Source organism: Bacillus sp. FSL R9-9530, assembly GCF_038008145.1.
GTDB classification, from domain to species: Bacteria; Bacillota; Bacilli; order Bacillales; family Bacillaceae_G; genus Bacillus_A; species Bacillus_A mycoides.
Map to the genome: position 1 here is coordinate 911,063 of NZ_JBBOYO010000001.1, position 25,184 is coordinate 936,246.

The following is a 25,184-nucleotide window of genomic DNA, read 5'->3' on the forward strand; positions in this document are numbered from 1 at the left end:
TACCCCATTAAGAAAAGAAATAGGAGAGAATATCCTATTTCTTTTTATTTCTATAATAAAATATAATTGCTAAATCCAAAGTAATGATAATAATTAGAAGTAATACTTCTATAAGTGCATCCGTTTTCCCATGTTGCAAAGACTTTATAAAGAAATCCCATTCTGTTTCATAGGGAGGCTCTGACCAATTTCGTTGCATTCCTAACACCATTCCATTTATGAAAAAGATAATACTTTATAGGATCCTTCCAACAAATACGGCAGCCACTTTTATATTCCAGCGCTGTATCTTAATTATATACAGGATTGGAAATAGAATAAGTATCCAAAAAATAATAATATAGATTGTATTAATCATTCTCTACTCCTAACAAAAGGATTGTGTTTTTAATCTTGGTGAATTCTCAGGTTGGAGGTATGTTTTATTGTTACTGGATATGCACTTGTAAAAACAAGGGCCGGAATTCCGGCTCCTTTTCTATCTTAAAGTCTTACTTTATCTCTCCGTCTCGAAAAACTCAATCCACTCTCCATCAGGACCAGCGAAGAATATGTAACGTGTTCCATCTGGTAATGTTTCAATTTCTTCTCCTAGTAGAAAGGTTACTCTGTGTTTCTGTAGTCTTTCGATTTCATCCTCTAATGAATCCACTTTAAAACAAATGTGATGTACTTTTCCTTCTGCCGGAAGGGAAGAGTTGTAACCTTCAATGAGTTCAAGTATCGTTTCTTTCGATTCTTCCACACCTAAAAAAGCGAGTTTTAAGTCTGGATTTGGGTGCCCCATACGTTTAATGAGCTGTAAGCCAACTACTTCTTTATAAAATGAAATAGATGTTTCTAAGTTTGTAACCATAAGTCCAACGTGTTCGATTCGTCTAACTGGCATGTGGATTCCTTCTTTCTGAAAATTATATACAATATATTATTGAAAATTAAGAAAAAAAGCAAGATAAAAACCTTACAAATTTTAGAGTGTTATATGGTATAGTGAGAAAGTATGTTTGGGGAGAAGGAAGGAGATTATACGATGAATACAACTACTCAAACTCCTTCATTATCGGCAACGATGAAAGAGTGGCATTATGCATTAGCGTATGAAATTAAACATTGGAAAACGATAGGTGGTAGTAAAATTTCTATCATGAATGGTCGTTTTTTATATACAGATTATGAAAGTACAGTATACGTATTTCAGCTTATTTCGGAAGTAAGCTTACCTGAAGGTTCACCAATTCGAATTGAGTTTGATGGTGAGGAAGCGACAGGAGAAGTATTATCTGTACATGGATTAGAAATAGAACTGAAATTAAATGATTATATACAAGGTGAAATACGAGAAGCTGTTTTATACAGTGAACCGTGGCAATTGTTAGAGCAACTACAAGAGAGATTGAAAGAAGCTCATAAAGATAAGCTGAAACGTAATCGTATAAAGCGTCTTGTTGATGGGACGAGCAGTCCGAAACATATTGAAAAGATGAAAAATACGAAAAATGAATTGGCGTATCGTTCTTTTTACAATCCAACAACGTACGTGTGGGGACCACCGGGAACAGGGAAGTCTTACAATTTATCGCGTATTATTTCTGCTCATTATCAAAAAGGAAAATCGGTACTTGTGTTAGCTCATAGTAATGCGGCAGTAGATGTATTAATGAGTGAAGTAACGAAGCAAATTGAGAAGAAGAAGAAATGGACGCCTGGAGAAATTGTTCGTTACGGTTATAGTCAACATGAACATATACGAAATCATGAAACGTTACTTGCATCGAAGTTAGTTGAAACGACGAATGGATCTTGGGGAGAAGAAAGACTCTATTTAGAAGAGACACGACAAGATCTTCGTGAAAAGATTTTATCATATAAAGCGACTTCTGCTGATAAGAAGCGTATACAAGAGATTGAAAGTGATCTTCGAAAGCAAAAAGCGAAAATTAAAGAAGTAGAAAAAGAATACATTGAAAATGCGAAAGTAATCGGTGCGACTTTATCGAAATGTGCAATTGATTCACTTATTTATGAGCGTACATTTGATTTAGTTGTCGTAGATGAAGTAAGTATGGCTTATGTTCCGCAAATCGCATTAGCTGCTTCACTTGGGAAACGTATTGTCGTTTGTGGTGACTTTTTACAGTTACCTCCGATTGCGATGGCGAACCATGAACTCGTTCGAAAATGGCTCGGTGAAGATATGTTTTATCATGCAGGGATTGTTGATTCTGTAAATAAATCAGAAGCACATCCGAACCTTTTTATGCTGCAGGAGCAAAGACGTATGCATACGGATATATCTAAGTTTACGAATTCATTTATTTATAAAAATAGAGTGTACGATCATCCATCTGTTTCAGAGCGTAAAGAACTTGCGAAACTGCAACCGTTCGCAAATGAGGCGAGTGTTTTATTTGATACGAGCTTAATGGGAGCCTTTTCTTTAAAAGACGCTGCTTCCGGTTCTCGTTTTAATATTATGTCTGGTTTAGTAGCGATGCAAATGATGTTAATTGGATTGTTAGACGGTGTTCAATCTATCGGTGTAGTTACGCCTTACAGGGCACAGTCCCGCTTTTTATCAACGTGTATTAGAGAAATGTTGCAGAAAACGAAATATCAAAACATACCAGTTTTAGCGGCGACAGTTCATAAGTTTCAAGGGTCTGAAAGAGATATGATGATCTTTGATACGGTAGATAGTTATCCGCAAGAACGACCTGGCGTGTTATTCTTTGACCATAAAAATCATCGCCTCGTCAACGTTGCAGTGACAAGAGCGAGAGGGAAGTTCATTCAATTATCAGATTGCCACTACATGCGTAAAAATCTTTCGAGAAAACAAGCGTTATCGCAATTAACAGCTCATATAGAACGTCACGGAGATGTGTATGATCGCACGACATCAAGACAATTGTGGGAGCGAAAAATCTCGAAACGTTTACGCTGGTTTATGGAAATGAATCTTGAAGAGCCGAAAGGGTTATTGAAAGATATTTTAGCAGCAAAACGAAAAATTATCATTTCACTTCCAAGTACAAAGCAAGTGGATAAGCGAGTCTGGCAAGCGTTAATGCGTACAAATGCGCAAATAACAGTGTATAGTGATGGACCAGTTCCGTTAAAAAATGTAAAGTTACAAAGACAAAATAAAGCATTCCCGTTTATCGTAATCGATGATGAAATCTTTTGGGCAGGAGCACCTCTTACATCTCAAATGATGTTTGAAGGTAGTATGGAATTTCCGTACATATGTGCAAGATTACAAGCACCTGAAACAATTGGCGTATTAAAAGGGTTTTTAGATATTCGGTAAATTCAGATAGGAATTCCTTGACTTTTGTCTGGAATGAACTTAGAATGAAAATAATTTAATATAATTTTATGAAAATTCTTATCACGAGAGGTTGAGGGACTGGCCCTATGACACCTCGGCAGCGGATTCTTTATGAATACTGTGCCAATTCCAGCAAGGTAACTTGAAAGATAAGAAAGAAGCTCATTTTGACTGTATATACAGAAGCCTCTTTCTATCTTTTAGAAAGAGGCTTTTTTACGTGAAAATAAAAGGAGGAAGAAAAATGGGAGCGACAGGAGTAACGTCACAAAGAAAAACAATTGAAGAGAGTATAGAAAGAAATAAGGAAAAGTACATAGAAACAAGTCATAATATTCATGCGAATCCGGAGATTGGTAACCAAGAATTTTACGCATCAAGAACGTTAAGTTTGTTGTTAGGAAGCGCAGGATTTCAGTTGCAGCACAATATAGCTGGTCATGAAACAGGGTTTATCGCGCGAAAAAGTTCCGGGAAACAAGGACCAGTTATCGCATTTTTAGCTGAGTATGATGCTTTACCAGGACTCGGTCATGCGTGTGGTCACAATTTAATCGGAACAATTAGCGTTGCAGCAGCGATCGCATTATCAGAAACGCTTGAGGAAATCGGCGGAGAAGTTGTCGTGTTCGGAACACCAGCAGAAGAGGGCGGGCCAAATGGTAGCGCAAAATCGAGTTATGTGAAAGCTGGCTTATTTAAAAACATTGATGCGGCGCTTATGATTCATCCGAGCGGAAAAACAGCTCCAACGAGTCCATCACTAGCGGTCGATCCACTTGATTTTCATTTTTACGGAAAAACAGCTCATGCAGCAGCCTCACCAGAAGAAGGAATTAACGCATTAGATGCGATTATCCAGCTGTATAACAGTATTAATGCACTTCGCCAACAACTCCCATCAGATGTGAAAATTCATGGAATCATTACAGAAGGTGGCAAAGCACCTAACATTATTCCGGATTATGCTGCGGCACGCTTCTTCATCCGTGCTGCAACGAGAAAAAGATGTGCGGAAGTAACAGAAAAAGTAAGAAATATTGCACAAGGGGCAGCGTTAGCAACAGGCACAAAAGTAAAAATTCATCAATTCCAAAATGAAATCGATGAACTACTCGTAACAAAAACATTTAATGACGTCGTAGCCGAAGAGTTAGAACTACTAGGTGAAGAGGTAAACCGTAAAGAAAGAGTAGGAATTGGCTCAACAGATGCAGGAAACGTAAGCCAAGTTGTACCGACAATTCATCCGTACATTAAAATCGGTCCAGATGACTTAATTGCGCATACGAATGAATTTAGAGAAGCAGCACGTTCAGAATTAGGAGATAAAGCGCTAATTACATCCGCAAAAGCACTAGCAAATACGGCGTATCGATTAATTACGGAAGAAGGGCTGTTAGAGAAGGTGAAAGAGGAGTTTAGAGAGGTGCGGAAGAATCAGGGATAGGGAAGAAGGAGAATTATACTCGGGATTTTTTAGTAGGAAATCGAATGAAAAAAGAACCAGCCTATGGCTGGTTTTATTATATTATAAAAGGATTTTTCCACATACACTTCATATTTCTACCTTAGTACCCTCTTATCAGAACGACAATTTCTCTTCAAATTCACTCTTTAAAACAATTAAAGGAGATGATAATCCAAATTGCATTAAAGAGTCTAAAAATGCAGTGAGAGAATCCATCGAATCGCTCATGACTTTCATCATATAATTAAATTCCCCGCTAATTCGATATAAATCTGTTACTTCAGGAGCGGCATTACAATATTGGATAAAATCAGAGCATTGACTCGTTTTGAACATAATGAATGCTTGGATGTTTTTATTAATTTTGGAAGGCTCAAATTTCGTTCGGTAAGCAGCTATAACCCCTTGATCTTCAAGCTTGTTAATTCGTTCTTTTACAGCAGGTTGCGTCATGGATATAATTCGTCCTATTTCTGAAACGGAAATTCTCGCATTTTCATACAACAAGTTCATAATTTTATGGTCAATTTCATCCAATTTTACTGCGTTTTGCATTGTGTAGCCTCCTCGTTTTATTTTCTAAAGTAAATCACAAATTATAACTATAATATCATAAGTTAACGAACTAAATTACTTATAAATCTATATTTAAAATTAGTAGTATTTGAATGAAAATATAAGTATAGGTTTTATCAAACGGAAATTTAGAAAGGATGGAAAAAATGAAGAATCTTGATGGGAAAGTAGCGTTAGTAACGGGGGCGAGTCGCGGTATTGGTCGTGCGATTGCGATGAGATTGGCAAACGACGGTGCATTAGTTGCAATTCACTATGGCCGAAATAAAGCAGCTGCAGATGAAACAATTAGTGAGATTGAATCTAATGGAGGAAAGGCATTCTTAATTGAAGCGGATTTCAATTCAATTGATGGTGTCAAAAAGATAGTAGAACAATTGAAAAATGAATTACAAATAAGAGTTGGTACATCAGAGATTGATATTTTAGTAAACAATGCAGGGATAGGTACACAAGGAACAATTGAAAATACGACAGAAGAAGTTTTTGATGAAATTATGGCCGTAAATATTAAAGCACCGTTCTTCTTAATTCAGCATACATTACCATTACTACGAGCAGAAGGGCGCATTATTAACATTTCATCGGCCGAAGTACGAATCGGTTTTACAGGGTCCATTGCATACGGTTTAAGTAAAGGTGCACTAAATACGATGACACTTCCTCTAGCTAAACATCTTGGAGAAAGAGGTATAACAGTGAATACAATTATGCCTGGATATACGAAGACAGATATAAATGCGAAATTGCTAGATAATCCGGAAATACGAAATTTTGCTACGAATTCATCTGTGTTCGGACGAATAGGGCAAGTTGAAGATATTGCAGATGTAGTAGCATTCCTTGCTTCTTCGGATAGCCGCTGGGTAACAGGGCAAATTTTAGATGTTTCTGGAGGATTTTGTTTATAGGGGCACTACTTCATACACATCAAGCTAATATTTTCATATCCCCCTAAATTAAAATTTTCTTTCTCTACAGATAGCTATTTTGAGAAGCCGCTCATTTTTTCGTTTTGAGGGCATTTCTTTTTCTTAAGTTGATGGGTATGTATGGTGACCCCTATTAGACGATAGTGAATTAACAATTTCGGGGTTCAGTTCCACTTTATTCAAAATAAGATTTTTTTGCAGTAAAATCAATGTTAGTGGAACTTTTTTAATCAAACTTTTTTCTAAATTAAAATAAATCCTTGCAACATTTAAATTAGTACTATATAGTTCTAGTTATGAAAAAGGTAAAATTAATGAATCAAAAACGTGTGATTGAAGTAGCTGCAACATTATTTTTAGAAAAAGGGTTTGCTTATACAAGTATGGATGAATTAGTACGTGTAAGCAAAGTTTCAAAGTCTAATGTGTATTATCACTTTTCTAATAAGGAAGTATTATTAGAAGGGGTCGTTGATTATTGGATTGAAATGTATCAATCTGCAATTGATGACGTACTTTCTCAGAACCAATTTTTAGTTGAAGATCGCATCCAACTGTTTTTAAAGCAATTATCACAAGGAGTTCAGTCGAGAGAGTATAAGGGGAGCTGTCCATTTATTACTCTTTATATTCAAAGTCCTAAACAGGCCACGCAAATAAAAGAAAAAATAGGTCTTTTTTTTACAGGATTACAAAAGAAAGTTTCTCTATTACTTAAACAAGGGGTAGAGAATGGAGAATTCAGAAACACGATTAATATTGATGAGGTTGCATCACTTTTTATTACAAATCTTGAAGGAGCGTTATTTATTTCAGAAACATTGAAGGATGCAACTGTAATTACGAAAACAGCAGATCATTTTTTAAAATTGCTTCGATAAAAGAAGCATTTTTTTTACATCAAATTAGTACTAATTAGTACTAAAAAGGAGATTTTATATGAGAACAGTATTTTTAACTGGTGGAACAGGCTTTATTGGAAAGCAATTAGTAAAAGAATTAGCCAAAGAGGATGTTAAAATTCTTCTTTTAGTAAGGTCGAAAAGTAAAGCAATACGCATTTTTCAAGAAAGAGGCATCTTAAAAAAGGCAGTTATGCACTTTATTGAAGGTGATTTGACGAAAATAGATTTAGGTCTAAGTGCTGAAGATAAGGAGAGGGTATTGAAAACGGATGTGATTATTCACGCAGGAGGCCCCATGGATATTCAAGCGACAAGTAAAGAGGCAGCTTCCGTATTTTTAAATGGCGCCAAACATATTAGTGAATTAGCTAAAAGTATTCATCAATTGAAGGGCTTGCAACAATTTATTCATATTGTAGGTTATATGAGTCCCTTTGATGATAAAAATAGCAAGATTGCAATTGATGTGTTTAAAGAAGGAAACAATTATTTGAAAATAAAAAATCCATATGAGAGAACAAAATTTTTAGCAGATCTTTATATCCGTCACCAGGCATCAGCAGTAGGTTATCCGCTTTCTGTAATTAATCCGCCAACTGTAGTCGGTAGTAGTAAAACAGGGAGTACAGAGCAGATAGCAGGATTAGGTTTGCTTGTGATGAGTATGCGAAGAGGTCTCATGCCAGTGATTCCTGGAGGTAAGGGATATAGGTTACCACTTATTTCAAACGATGAGCTTGCGAAGTTTATTGTGCAGGTTTTCAGATTGGAGCAACCGACTATACAAACATATACACTTGTTGAAGACAAACAGCACGATCAGAACATTGCTGAATTATTAAGTATTATGTCGGAAAGTATGAATATGAGGGCACCAAAAATCTCTGTCCCAATACCACTTATGAAAGCAATTATGAATAGTGGAGTAAGTAAAATAACAAAAATTCCTTCTGATGGACTGAATTTTATTACAAAACGAAAATTTTCAAATGTTTCAGCGAAAAAAATTATGGGAGGAGATTGGTTTAAGAAGACGAGTGTAATGAAATTTTTCCCTGCCGTAGTAGCTGATCTGGATTATCGAATGATGTATCAAAATGGCCAGCATAATCATTTATTTAAACGAACATTATGCGATAACACTACCCTTTACCAATTACAAGGAGAGGGTAAACCGTTTATTTTATTACATGGTTTATTGAGTGATGGAGAGGATTTATTTCCTTTAGCACAAGAGCTTCATGAAAAAACTGGTCAACCTGTATGGATCTTGGATCTTCCAGGTTTGGGACGTTCTCCTTTTAAACAAGAGAAAAGTCTTCTAGATATCTATTTGAATGTAGTGAAAAATTTATTGGAGAAAGCTACTAATGGTGCACATCTAATTGGCCATTCATTCGGTGCGTTTATTCTTCTGGAAGCATTGGTACAAGAGTACATAGATAAGAAGTATTCAATCACTTTACTTCAGCCACCTGTTGCTAAAAAAAATGCTAAATCGCTAAATGTCCCCCAATTTATGAACAAATGGACATTAAAATTGGCAACTACTAATTTGATAGGGCGTTATTTATTAAGTAATGGTTTGTTTGAAAGTATGGAGAGCATCCCTGAACATTATATCGAAAAAATAAGTAACAGTTTTACTTCTCCTAGAATTTTAAATACTACGGTTCAGCTTAACAGTTTACTACTGAAAAACGATCAAGGTGATTTCAATGAAGTAACAAAGTATAATCTTCACATTATTTGGGGGGATTGTGACAGAGGCTATTCTGCTCCATCGCATCTTGGTAAGGTTGATTTTGTTCCATATGGCCATCATTTTCCTCTTAGCCATCCGAGTGAAACGGCAACATTAGTAATAAAAAATAGTAATACTAGCAGATGAGAGTGTGGGATAAATAAACAGTGTGTAGTAAGATCGTTGTGTCTTTGAAATAAAATCGTACTGTATGGGGTCCCACCCCATCACTATCAGACTAAGAAACGCAAATACCTTAAAACGAAAAAATGAGCATTTTGTTACAAGGTAGTACATAATTCTCGAAAGCGGAAGTTAAAAGTATTAATTTGAAACAAAGATGTACCGTTTTAAATTCTATTTATTTCCAAGTTAATGTGATATATTTATATCATAAAGAGCGAAATATATCACACAGGAGGTTTATATGAAAAATAAATTAGCTTATTTAGGATTTCTCGGTTTTTTGGGTTTTTTAGGTCCGTTCTCATTTTTAGGTAATATTTCATGGGCATCTTATTTTTTCGGTTTCTTTTTCTTCTTCGCATATGCAAAAGTCGTACCAGATGAGCTTTTTATGCTACATGTCCGCCTTGCAGCTACAAGAGCCTTTTTCATAGCACTAGTATTAGGTAGTATACTACTCTTAAGTGTTTTTATTCTTGAAAATCTACATGTAATTCGGTTCTTTGTTATATTTTCGTTTTTCATACCTTTAGGTACATTCATAATTAATTTAGAAATATTTGAGCGTAGAGAAAAGAAAGGGATGCAAGATGCCACTTAAAACTCGAATGAAAGAATATAGGGTAAAGCTAAGTATGTCTCAAGAAGATTTAGCCAGTGAAGTTGGTGTCAGAAGAGAAACAATTGGCAATCTCGAAAATGGAAAATATAATCCTTCATTCAAACTTACTTATGATATTGCGAAGGTTTTGAAAGCACCTATTGAAGTGTTATTTTGGTTTGAAGACTAGTTTAATTCTAGTACAAGTGAATATAAGAGGAAAAATGATGAATATTCTATTCATGCTCGGTTAACATAACGTCTCATTATCGGTAGCAAGTTTTTCATAGAATCCTGGTTTTCACTAAATTTTTTGTCTCTATGTCTATTTATCACTTATACAAGATTTTATACATCATTGATATAGCGGAGATTCTAGGGATCTTCGCTATTCTTTTTTGCATAAAATCTTGTATAAAAAAGTAGTTAGACTAGTGTGTTTTACTCCGGTTCATTTCAAAATATAATTGAAAATTCATTTTTAAATTTAAAAAAGAAGGTGTTACCTATATATATTAATAACTTCGAAATATTGTATAACAGATAATTTTTATGCATTATTGATTAGCATTGCTTATTGTGCTAACGAATCAGGATAGTGTAGCGACCGACCAACTAAATAGTTGCTTATCCTCAATTATTAGAAGGAGAGTTCTATCATTTCGCGAATTTATTAGACATAGACGAGTGCTATAATTTTCTATATCTACATATAAGAGGTGACTACGCATGAATCAAAGACCGTCAGAAGAAGAATACGCCGGGAACTCCGGCGAATATATCCGTTTGGTGCCGGACGGTAACATCATCGACATTCTGCTCGCCCAGGAAAAGCAAATGACCGAGCTCCTGGCATCGTTGACCGAAAGCCAGTACGCGTATCGGTATGCGGAAGGAAAATGGACGCTGAAAGAAGTCGTGGGCCACATTGCAGATTCGGAACGCGTCATGACCTACCGCCTGCTCCGGTTCGCAAGAGGGGACCAGACGCCTCTGACTGGTTTTGATCAGGAATTGTTCATGCCTCCTTTCGGAAGTTGGACAACCGAGCAATTGGCCGAAGACTACCGGGCCGTACGGCAATCAACGATCACATTGCTGCGTGGGCTACCGGTGGAGGCGTGGACCCGCAAGGGCACAGCCAACGACCTAAGCATTACGGTGCGCGCCCTCGCATACGGCATCGCAGGACACGAACTTCATCACATGGGGGTCATCCGAAATCGGTACTTGAGTTAATCGTCGGCTGAGGCCTTTGGAATGGAACTAACACCTCTCATACAACCTTAGATATTAGATACCGTTCTTATTGGGGTCCCGCCCTACAACCATCAACTTAAGGATTTAGACTATTTTTGAAATTAAAAGCACATTACTATTCTCTTATGTTAATGAGAAAAGGTGACGTGCTTTTTATGAATATGCACCAAAAACAAGAGTTATCTTTATTTGCCGAAGCGTTATAGCGATTTTTTTCATTTGGGGGTATTTGTTTTTCTTAGCTTGATGGTGATGGGGCACTACTCTATAATGGTCAAATTAAAATTTAAAACAGTTATAGAGACTCCGTTCCTCGGAAATATTGTAACTATTAAGTTGTAAAAAGAAACGTAGTTTTTCATTTTTGGAAAGGCTATGACCTTTTTTAATGGTGGCATGGATATGATGAGAGGAAGTTGAGTTATTTTAATCAAAAAAAATTGATTAATAAGTTGCATAAAGAACTAAACAGCGTATATACTATAAATATCAAAAAAAGTTGATGAAGGGAGAGTGAACTACAGTGGCGCAAGATTTTCAGCTCTATGAGAAAAAATTCAAAGCATTAGCGGATCAGAAGCGTTTAGAGATTATGTATGAACTTTGCCAGCGGGGACAGACTTGTGTGTGTGATCTAACAGAGGTTTTTGAAATGACGCAATCTAAGTTGTCCTATCATTTAAAAATTTTATTAGATGCAGGTTTAATTGTAAAAGAAACAAAAGGTACGTGGAGTTATTATGATTTAAATGATGCGGAAGTAAATAATTTATTATCAGAAGAATTGTGCTGTATTTTTAGAAAAACAGGTAAAGGTAGCTGCTGTTAAAATTTCGCACTATTAATCAAAAAAAATTGATTAATTACATATATAGAGGAGGAATAAGCTATGAGATATGTTCACGTTGGTATAAATGTTACGAATTTAGAGAAGTCTATTGAGTTTTACGAAAAGGTATTTGGTGTGTCACCAGTTAAAGTGAAAATGGATTATGCAAAATTTTTATTAGAGAACCCAGGGCTTAATTTCACGCTGAACGTACGAGATGAAGTGAACGGAAATCAGGTAAATCATTTCGGTTTTCAAGTGGATACAGCTGAAGAAATTACATTGCATAAAGAAAGATTAGAAAAAGAAGGGTTCTTTGCACGTGATGAGATGGATACGACTTGTTGCTATGCAGTTCAAGATAAGTTTTGGGTAACGGATCCTGATGGGAACGAGTGGGAATTCTTTTATACAAAAGCACATAGTGATGTTCATAAAATTGAAGATCCATCTTGTTGCACGACTTCTAACGTAGTAGATAAAAATTCTTGTTGTTAATAGGAGATGGAAAATAAAATGAAACGTTTATCTTTTCTAGATCGATATTTAACACTATGGATTTTTCTAGCTATGGCTGTTGGGATTGGTTTAGGGTTTGTGTTTCCTAGTGTAGTAGACGGACTAAATACATTACAAGTTGGAACGACGTCCATCCCGCTCGCTGTTGGTTTAATTGTCATGATGTATCCACCGTTGGCGAAAGTTCGTTACGAGGAAATGGGCCGGGTATTTAAAGATGTAAAAGTATTGGTTTTATCTTTAGTGCAAAACTGGATTATTGGTCCTGTACTTATGTTTGTTTTAGCAATTATTTTTCTTCCTGATAAGCCAGAATACATGGTCGGACTCATTATGATTGGTTTAGCACGCTGCATTGCAATGGTAATTGTTTGGAACGACCTTGCAGATGGGGATAAAGAGTATGCAGCAGGTTTAGTGGCTTTTAACTCCGTATTCCAAATGTTATTCTTCTCTGTTTATGCATACGTGTTTGTAACAGTCATTCCAGAATGGTTAGGGATTGAAGGGGCTATTGTCGATATTACAATGGGAGAAGTAGCGAAATCAGTATTTATCTATTTGGGAATTCCTTTTATAGCAGGTATGTTGACACGCTTTGTACTCGTTAAGTTAAAAGGAAGACAATGGTATGAAAAGGTGTTTATACCTAAGATTAGTCCACTTACATTACTTGCATTATTATTTACAATCATCGTTATGTTCTCTTTAAAAGGGGAAATGATTGTTAGCGTACCACTAGATGTAGTAAGAATAGCGATTCCATTATTAATCTATTTTATTGTGATGTTTTTTGTTTCTTTCTTTATGGGAAGAAAAATTGGTGCAAACTATCCGGTGACTACAACGTTAGCATTTACAGCAGGTAGTAATAATTTTGAGTTAGCGATTGCTGTAGCAGTTGGTGTGTTTGGTATTCATTCGGGCGCAGCATTTGCAGCTGTTATCGGACCGTTAGTTGAAGTACCTGTAATGATTGCACTTGTAAATGTCGCTTTTTGGTTTAAGCGTAAATATTTTAATGATCAGCCAGTATAATTTAAAAACAAAGGCGGAAAACAACATGGAAAACAAAAAGACAATCTATTTCTTATGCACAGGAAATTCATGCCGAAGCCAAATGGCAGAAGCATGGGGCAAACAATATGTAGGTGATAAGTGGAATGTATATTCTGCTGGGATTGAAGCACATGGAGTAAATCCCAATGCTATTAAAGCAATGAATGAAGTAAATATTGATATAATGAATCAAACATCAGATATAATTGATGCAAATATTTTAAACAACGCTGATTTAGTCGTTACCCTTTGTAGTCATGCGGATTCGGTTTGTCCTTCGACACCTCCGCACGTAAATCGTGTTCACTGGGGATTTGATGATCCAGCAGGAAAAGAGTGGTCTGAATTTCAACGTGTTCGCGATGAAATTGGGGAACGTATAAAACGATTTTCTGAAACAGGGGAGTAAATAAAGGAAAGAGCCAATTTTCTATTGTATAGGGGATTGGCTCTTTTTCTATACATAGTCACTACTGCATTGGTTTACAACAACTATCTCAACGAATGCAGAATATTATGTAAGAATGATATAGTTAGAATGGTAGTCTGTCTCTATTAAATTTATATATAGAAAAAAACACTATTGGTAATTAACAATGAATAAAATTTTGGTTTTTAGAGTAATCGAGATAGTAATCATAAAAAAATAGCGTGTAATAAAAATTTTTTCACATGAAAGGAAAAAAGGGTGAAACACATAATAAAAGACGTATTAATAAATTATTTTAAAGAAATTCATTCACTAGCAGTGGAAGAAGAGCTACATAAAAATAGCTGGAATACAGATTTACACTATAAAATTATGGTGAATGGAAAGCGATATTCCGCACGGTTTATCAATAGCAAGCGAACAATCAATCCAGCTTTTGGGGCGTTATCAAACGAACAACTGATAGAGCAAGTACGTTTTACGTATTATTTACGCGAGCATGGAGTCCTTTTTATGCAAATTAATAAAAATAGGTCAGGAGAGTCATTTACATTAGTCGCTTGGAATGATGAACAATACCGATTTATATTGTCTAATTGGATTGAAGGAGAACATATTACACTCTGTACGGAAGCTATCGCAGAAGCATTTGGAAAGGAAGCAAGAAAGGTTCATGATATTTCTAGTGCATTTCAAAGCGCGATTTTTCAGAAGAAATCTCATTTGGATGGGTATGTTGAGTTTATTAATATGTTAGAAAGCAAGACAAGCGCATGTAAGGAATTGCGGGAGTATATAGATCTTGCTAAATATCATATAGACTGCGCATATACGAGTGAATTAGAGTTTATTGTACAAACAGACTTAAATCCTTTGAATGTTTTATGGGGCTCAAGTCAACAGGTAAAAGGAATTGTAGATTTTGAATCTATTAGTTATGTTGACCGTATTGAAGGGTTAGCCTTTTTAATAAAATGGTACTCTCGAACGAAAGGAATACAGTCGCATAAAGTATGTCCGGAAGTTGCTAGAGCATTTTTAGAAGGGTATAAAGCTAATAACATTTTAACTTCAAATGATTATAAAAGACTTTCTTCGTTGCTATGGTTATCCGGTAGTTTAAATTGGAACTTCGTTAAAAAGACGATGAGTCTATTAGGTGACGGGAGAGAATTAGAGGAACATTTGAAAGTTTATAGAGTAAGGGGAGAAAGGTTGTCTTCATTGTTTTAATTTGTAGATAACATTTCTTCTCTTTTGGGATTTATAAAACAAAGCATATGAGGTGTTCTAAAAATGAAAATACAAATTGTAGTGTTTGACGGTTTTGGAGAGCATGTCTCCTTTGCACCTTTTGAGGTATTGAAAAGAGCGATAGAAGAAGGGGCTCCGTTTACGGTTGAATTAGTTTCTAGTGAACCAAAACAAGAGGTTACTACTTCGTTTGGAGTTACGGTTAAATTACATGATTTTTTACGAATGGATAATCGTCCAGATTTGTTAATTGTACCTGGTGGTGGCTGGAATCATAAAGCTGAACATGGGGCACGAAAGCAAGCAGAGCTTGGTAATTTGACCAAAATGATTAGAGAGATGCACGATGAAGGAACAATTGTTGCTGGAGTTTGTACAGGAGGTATGTTACTAGCTGTATCCGGTATATTGAATGATAAAAAGGCAACAATGCATCATTTGGCGCAAAATGAAATTAGTCAATATGGAGCAGAACTTCTTCATTACAGAATTGTGGATCAAGGCGATATTATTACTGCAAGAGGAGTTACTTCAGGAATTGATTTAGGTCTTTGGATCACGGAAAGGTTTGCAAGTCCCAAAATTGCAGCTGCTGTTGAATATAGAATGGAATACGAGAGGCGAGGTGTTGTGTGGAGTTAATTTGAATTCTTTTTCATTTGAAGACAAGAGTTCATTACTCTGAAGAAATAAAGTGGAAAGTGATTCAAATGAAAAAGAATGGGTATTCAAATCGTACCATTATAGAGACACTTGGAATTAAAAATACTACAATTGTGTGCGAATTCAAGAAAAATCAAACGACCTATCCCCTAAAGAATATAGGGAACAGGTGGTTTAGGTATTTTGATATGTGTTCCGATTTTGGGGGTCACTTCAAAAAAAGATAAGTGCTTTTTATTTTTTAGCAACCAGGTAAAACAATCTCCACATTAAAATCAAAATATATATAAGAACTATCTCGACGAATACTTACTAAAGTTGCTGTACCATTTACTTGTGAAAGTCCATTTACACATAATAGAGGTAAAGATCCATCACAGTTATAGCAAAGAACATTGTTTATTTGTACAACATCATTTAAATATGCACTAAATCCTGTTCTTGGACCTGTACATGGAAAAAATTGAGCTGGAAATCCAAAAAAGAATGGTAAATTTCCAACTGCAGTAATTTGAGATACAGAAACATTACATTCTATAACACCACAAGGAGTAGTTACAGATGCTTGAGCATCACATTGAGCAACATTAAGTTTTAAATAAAATGGATCTGTAATTACAGGGAAAGTATCACCAACATGTAATGGCTCTGGAAAAATAATTGATGAAGGATTACTCGTACCGGCCGTTAATCTAATTGTCCCAGAAGTATTTATGACGTTTTGACAAGGAGTAGAACAGTCTAATAATTGTTCTACATCTGATGTACTTTCATTATCTATCTGAATTTTTTCAGAAGTGTTTAAAACTTGATTTAATTCCTCCATTTTTTCACACACCTTTAATTCATTTTTAATCTGCCTTAATAAAAAATGAAATTAAATAAGAATTAGTACATGTATCACTTGTTTTTGGATGTGAGGTATTAGTTCCTAAATGAAATTTTTCTTTTTCTGCAGTGGATTCCTTATAAAATGAAATCAATCATAGAGTGCCTTGCTCCGACTTGAACAATCTTAATTTTACATCACATCGCTATCAAGCTAAGAAAATAGAGCTACCTCCAGAATGAGGGTTTGCCCTAACTAGCAATAAAAAAGCTCGTTTTTTCGTTTAAGGTGGATCTGTTTTCTTAAGTTGATGGGCAGGTGACGGTACCACATTTAAAGGAATTTAGTTTTGTTAGCTTAATAGTAATTCAATTTTAAATTTTTCACTTTACTATTATTAGATTTGTTAGAAGGGGTATCATTTATTTGATATAATTAATGGATGTGAATCAAGAAATAGAAAGAAAGATACTTCTAGTGATTTTATACTTAAAATGTAGGGAGATTGAACAGAGTTATGGGGAATGAAAAAGAAATTAGTTCCGCTAAATTAATATGGAAGATGACGCGCCCACATACATTAACGGCGACGTTTTCTCCTGTAATTTTAGGGACAGTGGCATCACTTTATGTTGCCGAAATTCATTGGCTTTTATTTATTGCGATGATGGTTGCATGTTTAGCATTGCAAATAGCAACGAATTTATTTAACGAGTACTATGATTTCAAACGTGGATTAGATACCGCTGATTCTGTTGGCATCGGTGGTGGAATTGTCCGTCATGGATTGAAACCAAAAAATGTTTTAACAGTTGCGCTTTTATTGTATGTAGTAGCAGCAATTATTGGAGTTTATATTTGTATGAATAGCAGCTGGTGGTTAGTCGTCATTGGTTTAATTGGGATGGCGGTTGGCTACTTATATACAGGTGGTCCATTACCAATTGCGTACACTCCGTTTGGAGAATTAGTTTCTGGATTGTTGATGGGGACATGTTTTGTACTCATTGCTTTCTTTATTCAAACGAATACGATAACGATTGAAAGTGTATTAATTTCTATTCCAATTGGGATTTTAGTCGGTGCAATCAACATGTCGAATAACATCCGAGATATCGAAGAAGATATTAAAGGTGGAAGAAAGACATTAGTAATCCTCCTTGGGAGAGAAAAAGCCATAGTAACACTAGCTGTAGCCTTTTTCATTGCTTATTTATGGATTGCCGTAATTGTATTGATGGGTTATATAAGCCCTTGGGCATTAGTTATGTTCCTAGGTTTGAGAAAGCCAATCTCTGCAATTCAAAGTTTCCAAAAAGGAGCAAAGGATCCCGGGTATATGCGCATCGCAATGAAATCAACAGCGATGACAAATACGATTTTTGGCTTCTTATTATCAGCAGGATTGTTAATTAGTTACTTGTTTTAAATAAAAAAATAACTTAACCCCGATTTCTCGATTTTAATATAGAGAAATTGGGGTTTTTATTTTTGTATTTCTTTAATAATGATCAAACTCTTTTATAAATCTACATTATGTAATAGATTAGTTGAGATAAAGATCAGGATAGTGAGAGGAATGCTTTTTATATTTGTCTAAAGTTGTAGATATTTTCAATAAATAAATAATAAAATACAATATTTTTTTATTGAAAAACGATAAATGTTATGTTAGTCTTTAAAAAAAGATAGACAAGGATGAAGAAGAATGAAAAAAATATTTTTAGTTGGACTTTCTACCATAACTTTAATTATTATTGGTTTTGTCTCTTACATTACATTAACAACGAAAGATCCATTAAGTGACAAAGAATTTCCAAAAACTCAAGAAAAAGCAAAGGCAACTGCTATTGAATATTTTCAAAAAGAAAAACAGTTAGATTTTGTTATAACTAAAGTTGGAGTAGTGGGAGAAATAGGATATAAAGTTTGGATCGAAGGGCATGAGCTGAATAATGAACAACAAAAAATTGATGCAATTATAGATGTTGCAAAAGAAGATAAATATAAAGTAATAAGTTCTAATATCAATTAAATATCAAGTATTACGTATAATTGATATTACCTTATAATTCTACCTTTAATATGAAAAAACGCTATCCTGTTTGTAGAAATATACAGAAAGGATGGCGTTTTTGTATGGATCTTTCGATTCAAGATGAGTTTCATTATTTGCTGAAGAATTACAGTTATCTCTGCATTTTATCTTTATATCAGCATGCTATTATCTTGATATAACTATGTTGCATTTAGTAGTGACAGAAATAGTGAAAGATTTCTAATTGGTTAAAATATAAAATGAACTATTTCTTCATAAAAATAAAATTAATCGTGGGGAAGATGAAATATGCAAAGAACAATTTTAATTGTAGAAGATGAAGATATTTTACGTGAAATAATGAAGGATTACCTACTAAACGAAGGATATAACGTCTTAGAGGCGATTGATGGGAAAGAAGCATTATCTATATTTGAAGAACATGAGGTACATTTAATTATTTTAGACATTATGTTACCGGAATTAGATGGTTGGGCGGTCTGCCGGCGAATTCGTAAGAAATCTAATGTACCTATTATTATGCTAACGGCTCGGGTGGATGAAGATGATACTTTACTGGGATTTGAAATGGGAGCGGATGACTATGTTACAAAACCATATAGTCCTCCTATTTTATTGGCAAGGGCAAAACGATTAATTGAAAGCCGATATTCTTCCACTATTAATGTATCTACTGCAGACACATTAACTAGTAGTGGTATCCATGTACATTTCCCTTCTCGTACAGTAACTGTAGATGGGGAAGACATAAGTATGACACATACAGAATTTGAAATATTAACGTATTTCATGCAAAATCAAGGGATTGTAATTTCGAGAGAACAACTAATCACTAAAATTTGGGGTTATGAATTCGCTGGGGATGATCGTACTGTTAATAGTCATATCCGTAATTTGCGTCATAAATTAGGGGGAAAAGCGACTTGTATTGTAACCGTTGTTAGAACTGGTTATAAATTTGAGGGACAGGTATGAAAAAAGGAATTGTATTAAAGTTATTTATATTAACTACGGCATTATGCACACTTATTTTAGTGACTATTTTTATTGGACAAACCATATTTTTTAAGCAATATTATTCGAATCGAAAAGTTAATGATATTAAAACGAATATTCAATCCTTTGAAAAGGCATATATAAAAGCTGGAGATGACGTGAAAAGGATTCAAGAGTTGGAACAAAATTTCTATCAAGATAATGCGACATGGATTACAACGTTAGATAGTGTAGGGAATATAAAATATGCAAGTGATTTTTCTTTAGAAATTCAGTTAGATCCTAACGGAAATAACACCTTTTCTGAACGTTTAATTCAGATACCGTTGTATAGTTTTGTTAATTTAGAAGATATACAAAGGATAAAAGATAGTTTAGAACAGGGGAATCATATTATTATCGATGGAGTGCAGGAAGGTGATGCAGTAGTCCCTGCGATGTTAACAATAAAAGAGAAGAATGTTGGGCTAGAGAACAAGCAATTGTCAGAGAAGTTATATGGCCCAAAAATCGCATCTTCAAAAGGAAATTCACAGTTATATTTAGCAGGAAGTATTAAGAACGTGCAGTTACCGGAGGGTACTGTAGGAACTAACTCTATTTATGGAAATCGTGTGTTAATAGATAGAATAAAACAATTTCAGGTTGATTTAATATTAAATCAAAAACCAAATAATATTACTTCTACAGAAATAGTGGACTATGAAGAAAATGATATTAAATATAAACTATTAATCAAACCAACAATAGATGCAGATGGTAAGGTGAATTATATATTTGCTATGACATCATTACAGCCAGTTGATGAAGCTGTGCAAATGATAAAGGATTATTATGTATATTTAATTATATTTGTTTTGATTTTAATCGTTTTGATATCGTTCTATTATTCAAATAAAATTGCCAAACCACTATTACAAATAAATGATACTACAAAAAAAATCGCTGGTTTAGATTTCTCAGAGACGATACCTATTACTACAAAGGATGAAATAGGTGCTTTATCACAAAATATTAATACACTTTCTAAGGCTTTGCATTCGTATATTAATCAATTGCAGCAAGATATAGAGAAAGAAAAGTAATTAGAAAATACACGTAAAGAATTTATCGCTGGTGTTTCACATGAGTTAAAAACACCTTTAAGTATTATGAAGAGCTGTATTTCAATTTTGGAGGATGGTGTTGCTAGTAATAAAAAGGATTATTACTTTAAAGCAATGTCAAAAGAAGTAGATAAAATGGATATGCTTATTATTGATATGCTGGAGTTAGCAAAATTCGAGTCTGGTACGTATAAAATGGAAATGGATGTTTTCCATATTGATGAGATGATTGATTATATATGTGAGCAATTAACCTCGGATATAACAGCTAGGCAATTACATGTGCATAAACAACTTTCTAAAATTGAGGTAGTCGCAAATCCACATCGAATAGAACAGGTGGTTACTAACTTTATTACGAATGCGATTCGTTACACACCGGAACATGAGAATATTATTATTTCTACAATAGAAGAAAATGAACGTGTAAAAGTATGTGTAGAAAATAAAGGGGCTCATATCGCGCCAGAACATGTAGAAAAAATATGGGATCGTTTTTATCGAGGGGATACGTCTCGTCAACGCTCCAAAGGCGGAACAGGATTGGGCCTTGCTATTTCAAAAAATATATTAGAACTGCATGGCGCAGAATATGGTGTTTCGAATACAGAAGATGGAGTGTTATTTTTCTTCTATTTAAATAAAAACGTGTAGAATTGTCGTTCTACACGTTTTTATCATTTTTAAACAAAATCGACATTATCTGCATTTTATCTTTATCAGCATTCATTAATATCTTCATTAGAAACGGAATGAAAAGCTGATAAGGAGATTGTTAAAATGAAAAAAAGAGTGACATTGCTTTTATTTATAATATTAATAATGGGCACAGGAGTTAGTTTCATACATGCTAAGGGGCATAAAAATATATCACAAGAGGATTTACGATTAAGAGGAAAAACAATTGTAATTGATCCAGGGCATGGTGGAGGAGATAGAGGGACGAAAGGAAAGAAATTTGGAACGATTGAAAAAGAGCTTAATTTAAAAGTAGCACAAAATATAAAGAAAGAATTAGAAGAAAGAACGGATGCAAAAGTTATATTGACACGTGAAAAAGATGCGAGTTTACTTTCAGAAACAAAACAAAAGGAAGAATTGCAAGCGCGTGTCAAAGTAGTGAAAGAACATGCGGCGGATCTTTATATTAGCATTCATCATGATGCTTTTGAGGATACAAATGTAAAAGGAATAACAACTCATTATGGATCTAATAAAAGGAAAGATAAAAAGTTAGCTAAGACCGTACAAGAAGCTATTTTTGATCAAAATATAGACAGCCGTGATAGAGGCATTCATGGAAGTGATTTTCTTGTTTTACGAGAAAATCCTTCTCCGGCTATCTTAATTGAGTTAGGGTTTACATCTAATGCGAATGATGAAAAAAGAATGAATTCAGAAGAATTCCAAGCAAAATCGCAAAAAGGTATTGTGGATGGCATTATTAATTATTTTACGATGTAATAAAATAGGCAAATAGAAAAATACTATTCTTTCTAAATCTTAATTAGGAAGATTAGTATTTTTTATTTTGGGTGTATATCCAGTTTTTAAATTAGAAACAAATATTTTTCTAAAGAGTGGATGCAATACGCTATTCTTTAACTGATTTCGACATTATCTGCATTTTATCTTTATCCATCTCTATTAATCTATTTATTGTAAACACCGGTTGAAACTGAAAGATTCAACTTTATAAATAATGAATATGAAAATTAATAGGGAAAGGATCGAAAAATAATGAAAGAATCACAAAGTAAGGAAAAAACAAGTCGATTAACTAAGGTAATAATATCTCTAGGAGTTGTTTTAGCAACGACCTTTTTCACATTCTTTTTAATAGGGGAATGGAACTCTATCCCAGCGAAGGGAGTAGCTAATGAAAGTAGTAAACAAGTTAATACGCAACAACAAGAAAAGAAAAAGGAAACACCACCGACAAAACAGAAAAGACCTGATGGAAAACCGGTAGGAAAGGTTGTTTATTTAACATTCGATGACGGTCCTAGCGAATTAACTGGGAAATTTTTAGATGTACTAAAAGAGCAAAATGTTGCTTCGACATTTTTTATGCAAGGTAGTAATTTACAAAATACAGGTTTTCAGGAAAATGTAAAACGAGCAGTAAAAGAAGGACATTATATTGGTGCACATAGTATGACACATAATAGTGATAAGCTATACAAAAAGGGACAATTTGTACCAGAGATGAAAGAAACGTTAGATCTTATCCATAATATTACGGGCACAACTCCTAAACTAGTCCGTCCGCCATATGGATCTGCACCAGGGTTAAAGGGTGAGGAAATTCGGAATCAAATTGTAGAAGCAGCAATAAAAGTTTGGGATTGGACAGTAGACTCAAATGATTGGAAATTAAAAGATAATCCAACTCAGATTATCGAAAATGTAAAAAAACAGACAACAGAAGAAGTAGAAGTTGTTTTAATGCATGAAAAGGCGCAAACATTACAAGCACTTCCTGACATTATTAAATTTTATAAAGAGCAAGGGTATGAATTTGGGGTATATAATGATGAGGATCATTTTCGTCTAAACTTCCAGAAAGATCAACGTCTATAGTGAACGAGGTTATCTTAACAAGATGTTTTTTATTACTAAATCAATAACTAAGCCAAAAGCCGATTTCCTATACGATAAGGAAATCGGCTTTTTCTTTATAAAATTTTACTTAGCTTATGAAGCTTACGTTTTAAAATAATATATTGAATTTATGTTAAAACGGCATTTCAGGGCTCGTATTATTTTTTCTAAACTTATTAGTTAAGATTATTCGACAATTATAGTAATAATAATTAAAGTATAGAATATACACATCTTAGGGAGGGCATATATGTGAAGAAGTGGATGAAAATTGTTCTGTACTCTTTACTAGGTATTTTACTTATGGGAAGTATTAGTTTTTTTGTTTGGTCTCAGTTTACTTATCAACCAACGAAAGAGGCGTTGTCGTTAGTAGATGATAAAAAAGATGAAGATAATATAGTTTTTGGAGAGAAAGATGCTAAAGTAGGGGTTATTTTTTATCAAGGAGCTAAAGTAGAAGCTGAGGCTTATAGTTACTTAGGAGAAGCTCTTGCAAAAGATGGGCACTTTGTAGTAATGCCTGAGTTGCCATTAAATTTAGCGATACTTGGAATCAATGCAGTAGACAGTGTAATGGAACAGTATCCTGAAGTTCAGAAATGGTATGTTGCGGGGCATTCAATGGGGGGAGCTATGATTTCTAAGTATGCCTTTCAACATGAAGACAAGGTAGACGGGATCATTTTCTTAGGTTCGTATCCTGCAGATGATTTCTCCACTAAATCGATTCCGATGTTATCAATTTATGGGGAAGTAGATGCTTTAGCAACTGTAGAAAAAATAGAGAACCATAAAAAGTTAATGTCAAAAAATACAACTATGCACATGATAAAAGGCGGCAATCATGCTAATTTTGGCATGTACGGTGAGCAGAAAGGTGATAATGCAAGCTTAATTACGCCAAAAGCACAACAAGATGAAACAGTGAAAGTAATTGAGGAATGGTTGTTAAAACAATGATAGCGAATGTAATAAATTTACCGAAAGGATTCTCCCATCTCAAGCATGTGTAGGAAGATAGCCTAACGGTAGGTGGGAGAGATAATAAAGAGCCAACTCGTACGAATTGGCTCTTTTATTTATTTGCTATCTCCAATTGTCCCCTTATTTTCTCCGGAATGTCCTTTTCAGAAATAATGTCGTAGGAATAGACATACTTACCTTTCACATGAATTTTTAAGTAAGTTTTTCTTATAAAATCATTAGGGGTGCTAGTTCCTACTGTATATTCTTTCTCATTTTTTGATTCATCAACACTTTTTAGGGAGTACATAGCTCTTCCTTTATGATGATAATCTGGAACACCATATCCCTTCGCAATGGCGTATACATTTTTTTCTTCAGCAATCGGATTAAATCTGTCCAAATCCCCGCGTAATATGAAAGGTAGTAAGTATATAGGGAGGCCTATTCCTAGTATGCAAATTACAAATTTCTTCATGATCGTTTCTCCTCTTGTTCATTTACATGATTCAGTATAGAAAAAAATTCTTATAAATATAGAGGGAAATTCCTTAAGGTTTTCTTAATAAAGTTTAACCGTGTGAAAAAAAGATTAACTTGAGCATTAAGCTTACGGAATGAATAGCCAAATAACCTGTTTTCTTTATTTTTTGATGGTAGGTTATTTGGTTTTATATTGGTATGAGTGAATTAAGAAATAAGTGGGATTTAGGAACTAGAATAAATTTATCTTACAGTAATAAGAGAATTATCTAAATAAATTATAGTGAGAACAATTAAAGAAAGCATCTAGTGGGGTGCTTTTTTCTTTTGGAATAGAGAATCCCATGGGGCAGTTACATGTAATTTAGTGCTGTGCTTCTA

General features: G+C 34.4%; 25 protein-coding genes, 3 pseudogenes and 1 riboswitch. Of the genes and pseudogenes, 23 read left to right on the top strand and 5 right to left on the bottom strand.

What is annotated here, in order from left to right; genetic code table 11:
* Positions 1-34 precede the first annotated feature (34 nt).
* Together MKX66_RS04380 and MKX66_RS04385 are read right to left on the bottom strand one after the other, a co-directional pair.
* A pseudogene (locus tag MKX66_RS04380) lies at positions 35-358 on the bottom strand (hypothetical protein).
* Between the two features lie 138 nt (positions 359-496).
* On the bottom strand, positions 497-889 hold the full coding sequence (locus tag MKX66_RS04385) for a VOC family protein (RefSeq protein WP_002190100.1): 393 nt from the start codon (positions 887-889) through the stop codon (positions 497-499).
* A 111-nt stretch (positions 890-1,000) separates the two neighbouring features.
* On the opposite strand from MKX66_RS04385, the gene MKX66_RS04390 reads away from it, so the two are divergent.
* Both MKX66_RS04390 and MKX66_RS04395 read left to right on the top strand, forming a co-directional pair.
* Positions 1,001-3,310 carry an AAA domain-containing protein gene (locus MKX66_RS04390; RefSeq protein ID WP_341085615.1) on the top strand — a complete coding sequence of 770 codons (2,310 nt, stop codon included), beginning with the start codon at positions 1,001-1,003 and terminating at the stop codon, positions 3,308-3,310.
* A gap of 75 nt (positions 3,311-3,385) precedes the next feature.
* A riboswitch (SAM riboswitch) is annotated at positions 3,386-3,487 on the top strand.
* An 88-nt stretch (positions 3,488-3,575) separates the two neighbouring features.
* Positions 3,576-4,781 carry a M20 family metallopeptidase gene (locus MKX66_RS04395; protein ID WP_341085617.1) on the top strand — a complete coding sequence of 402 codons (1,206 nt, stop codon included), beginning with the start codon at positions 3,576-3,578 and terminating at the stop codon, positions 4,779-4,781.
* Between the two features lie 135 nt (positions 4,782-4,916).
* On the opposite strand, the gene MKX66_RS04400 is transcribed toward MKX66_RS04395, so the two are convergent.
* A complete protein-coding gene (locus MKX66_RS04400) occupies positions 4,917-5,357 on the bottom strand; it encodes an Lrp/AsnC family transcriptional regulator (RefSeq protein ID WP_341025258.1) in 441 nt (146 codons plus the stop codon).
* A 167-nt stretch (positions 5,358-5,524) separates the two neighbouring features.
* On the opposite strand from MKX66_RS04400, the gene MKX66_RS04405 reads away from it, so the two are divergent.
* The 14 genes and pseudogenes from MKX66_RS04405 (at position 5,525) to MKX66_RS30820 (ending at position 15,938) form a co-directional block, all read left to right on the top strand.
* Positions 5,525-6,289, top strand: coding sequence for an SDR family oxidoreductase (locus MKX66_RS04405; protein ID WP_341085619.1), 765 nt, complete (start codon positions 5,525-5,527; stop codon positions 6,287-6,289).
* Between the two features lie 335 nt (positions 6,290-6,624).
* The gene (locus MKX66_RS04410; RefSeq protein WP_001072320.1) at positions 6,625-7,191 is read left to right on the top strand and encodes a TetR/AcrR family transcriptional regulator; all 567 of its coding nucleotides are present in this window, start codon (positions 6,625-6,627) and stop codon (positions 7,189-7,191) included.
* A 58-nt stretch (positions 7,192-7,249) separates the two neighbouring features.
* Entirely contained in the window at positions 7,250-9,106 is a 1,857-nt protein-coding gene (locus MKX66_RS04415; protein WP_341085621.1) for an alpha/beta fold hydrolase, read from the top strand.
* A 280-nt stretch (positions 9,107-9,386) separates the two neighbouring features.
* A complete protein-coding gene (locus MKX66_RS04420) occupies positions 9,387-9,746 on the top strand; it encodes a DUF3796 domain-containing protein (protein ID WP_000791546.1) in 360 nt (119 codons plus the stop codon).
* Entirely contained in the window at positions 9,736-9,936 is a 201-nt protein-coding gene (locus tag MKX66_RS04425) for a helix-turn-helix transcriptional regulator (RefSeq protein ID WP_341085623.1), read from the top strand. Before MKX66_RS04420 ends, MKX66_RS04425 begins: the two co-directional genes overlap by 11 nt.
* Before the next feature lie 539 nt (positions 9,937-10,475).
* Positions 10,476-10,985, top strand: a complete 510-nt coding sequence (locus MKX66_RS04430) for a DinB family protein (protein ID WP_326996246.1) — start codon at positions 10,476-10,478, stop codon at positions 10,983-10,985.
* Between the two features lie 544 nt (positions 10,986-11,529).
* Entirely contained in the window at positions 11,530-11,835 is a 306-nt protein-coding gene (gene arsR, locus MKX66_RS04435; RefSeq protein WP_000046018.1) for an arsenical resistance operon transcriptional regulator ArsR, read from the top strand.
* A 60-nt stretch (positions 11,836-11,895) separates the two neighbouring features.
* Positions 11,896-12,333 carry an ArsI/CadI family heavy metal resistance metalloenzyme gene (locus MKX66_RS04440; RefSeq protein WP_193653141.1) on the top strand — a complete coding sequence of 146 codons (438 nt, stop codon included), beginning with the start codon at positions 11,896-11,898 and terminating at the stop codon, positions 12,331-12,333.
* 18 nt (positions 12,334-12,351) lie between these two features.
* Positions 12,352-13,392 (top strand): ACR3 family arsenite efflux transporter, encoded by a 1,041-nt coding sequence (gene arsB, locus MKX66_RS04445; RefSeq protein ID WP_002128038.1) that lies wholly within the window; start codon positions 12,352-12,354, stop codon positions 13,390-13,392.
* Positions 13,393-13,417: 25 nt separating this feature from the next.
* On the top strand, positions 13,418-13,822 hold the full coding sequence (arsC, locus tag MKX66_RS04450; protein ID WP_098635585.1) for an arsenate reductase (thioredoxin): 405 nt from the start codon (positions 13,418-13,420) through the stop codon (positions 13,820-13,822).
* A 279-nt stretch (positions 13,823-14,101) separates the two neighbouring features.
* Positions 14,102-15,076, top strand: coding sequence for a phosphotransferase enzyme family protein (locus MKX66_RS04455; protein ID WP_002013620.1), 975 nt, complete (start codon positions 14,102-14,104; stop codon positions 15,074-15,076).
* A gap of 63 nt (positions 15,077-15,139) precedes the next feature.
* Positions 15,140-15,739 (top strand): DJ-1/PfpI family protein, encoded by a 600-nt coding sequence (locus MKX66_RS04460; RefSeq protein WP_341085624.1) that lies wholly within the window; start codon positions 15,140-15,142, stop codon positions 15,737-15,739.
* Between the two features lie 17 nt (positions 15,740-15,756).
* Positions 15,757-15,891, top strand: a pseudogene (locus tag MKX66_RS04465) (IS3-like element ISBt2 family transposase); the annotation flags it as partial.
* A complete protein-coding gene (locus tag MKX66_RS30820; protein ID WP_350472279.1) occupies positions 15,876-15,938 on the top strand; it encodes a hypothetical protein in 63 nt (20 codons plus the stop codon). The pseudogene MKX66_RS04465 and the gene MKX66_RS30820, both read left to right, overlap by 16 nt.
* 63 nt (positions 15,939-16,001) lie before the next feature.
* Here MKX66_RS30820 and MKX66_RS04470 read toward each other — a convergent pair whose 3' ends face one another.
* On the bottom strand, positions 16,002-16,586 hold the full coding sequence (locus MKX66_RS04470) for a hypothetical protein (protein ID WP_215589877.1): 585 nt from the start codon (positions 16,584-16,586) through the stop codon (positions 16,002-16,004).
* A gap of 520 nt (positions 16,587-17,106) precedes the next feature.
* Between MKX66_RS04470 and menA the strand changes: the two genes are divergently transcribed.
* The 7 genes and pseudogenes from menA (at position 17,107) to MKX66_RS04505 (ending at position 24,317) form a co-directional block, all read left to right on the top strand.
* On the top strand, positions 17,107-18,018 hold the full coding sequence (gene menA / locus MKX66_RS04475) for a 1,4-dihydroxy-2-naphthoate polyprenyltransferase (RefSeq protein WP_098152481.1): 912 nt from the start codon (positions 17,107-17,109) through the stop codon (positions 18,016-18,018).
* A 279-nt stretch (positions 18,019-18,297) separates the two neighbouring features.
* Complete coding sequence (locus MKX66_RS04480) at positions 18,298-18,624, top strand: hypothetical protein (protein WP_341085627.1); 327 nt, start codon at positions 18,298-18,300, stop codon at positions 18,622-18,624.
* Positions 18,625-18,936: 312 nt separating this feature from the next.
* Positions 18,937-19,623 (top strand): response regulator transcription factor, encoded by a 687-nt coding sequence (locus tag MKX66_RS04485; protein WP_012261222.1) that lies wholly within the window; start codon positions 18,937-18,939, stop codon positions 19,621-19,623.
* Positions 19,620-21,404: pseudogene (locus tag MKX66_RS04490) on the top strand (sensor histidine kinase). Before MKX66_RS04485 ends, MKX66_RS04490 begins: the two are co-directional and overlap by 4 nt.
* A gap of 126 nt (positions 21,405-21,530) precedes the next feature.
* On the top strand, positions 21,531-22,214 hold the full coding sequence (locus tag MKX66_RS04495) for an N-acetylmuramoyl-L-alanine amidase family protein (RefSeq protein ID WP_341085629.1): 684 nt from the start codon (positions 21,531-21,533) through the stop codon (positions 22,212-22,214).
* 276 nt (positions 22,215-22,490) lie between these two features.
* A complete protein-coding gene (locus MKX66_RS04500) occupies positions 22,491-23,333 on the top strand; it encodes a polysaccharide deacetylase family protein (protein ID WP_341085630.1) in 843 nt (280 codons plus the stop codon).
* Between the two features lie 273 nt (positions 23,334-23,606).
* Entirely contained in the window at positions 23,607-24,317 is a 711-nt protein-coding gene (locus MKX66_RS04505) for an alpha/beta hydrolase (protein WP_341085631.1), read from the top strand.
* Positions 24,318-24,432: 115 nt separating this feature from the next.
* Here the strand turns inward: MKX66_RS04505 and MKX66_RS04510 are convergent, their stop codons facing one another.
* A complete protein-coding gene (locus tag MKX66_RS04510; RefSeq protein WP_097810656.1) occupies positions 24,433-24,798 on the bottom strand; it encodes a YxeA family protein in 366 nt (121 codons plus the stop codon).
* Positions 24,799-25,184: the final 386 nt, after the last annotated feature.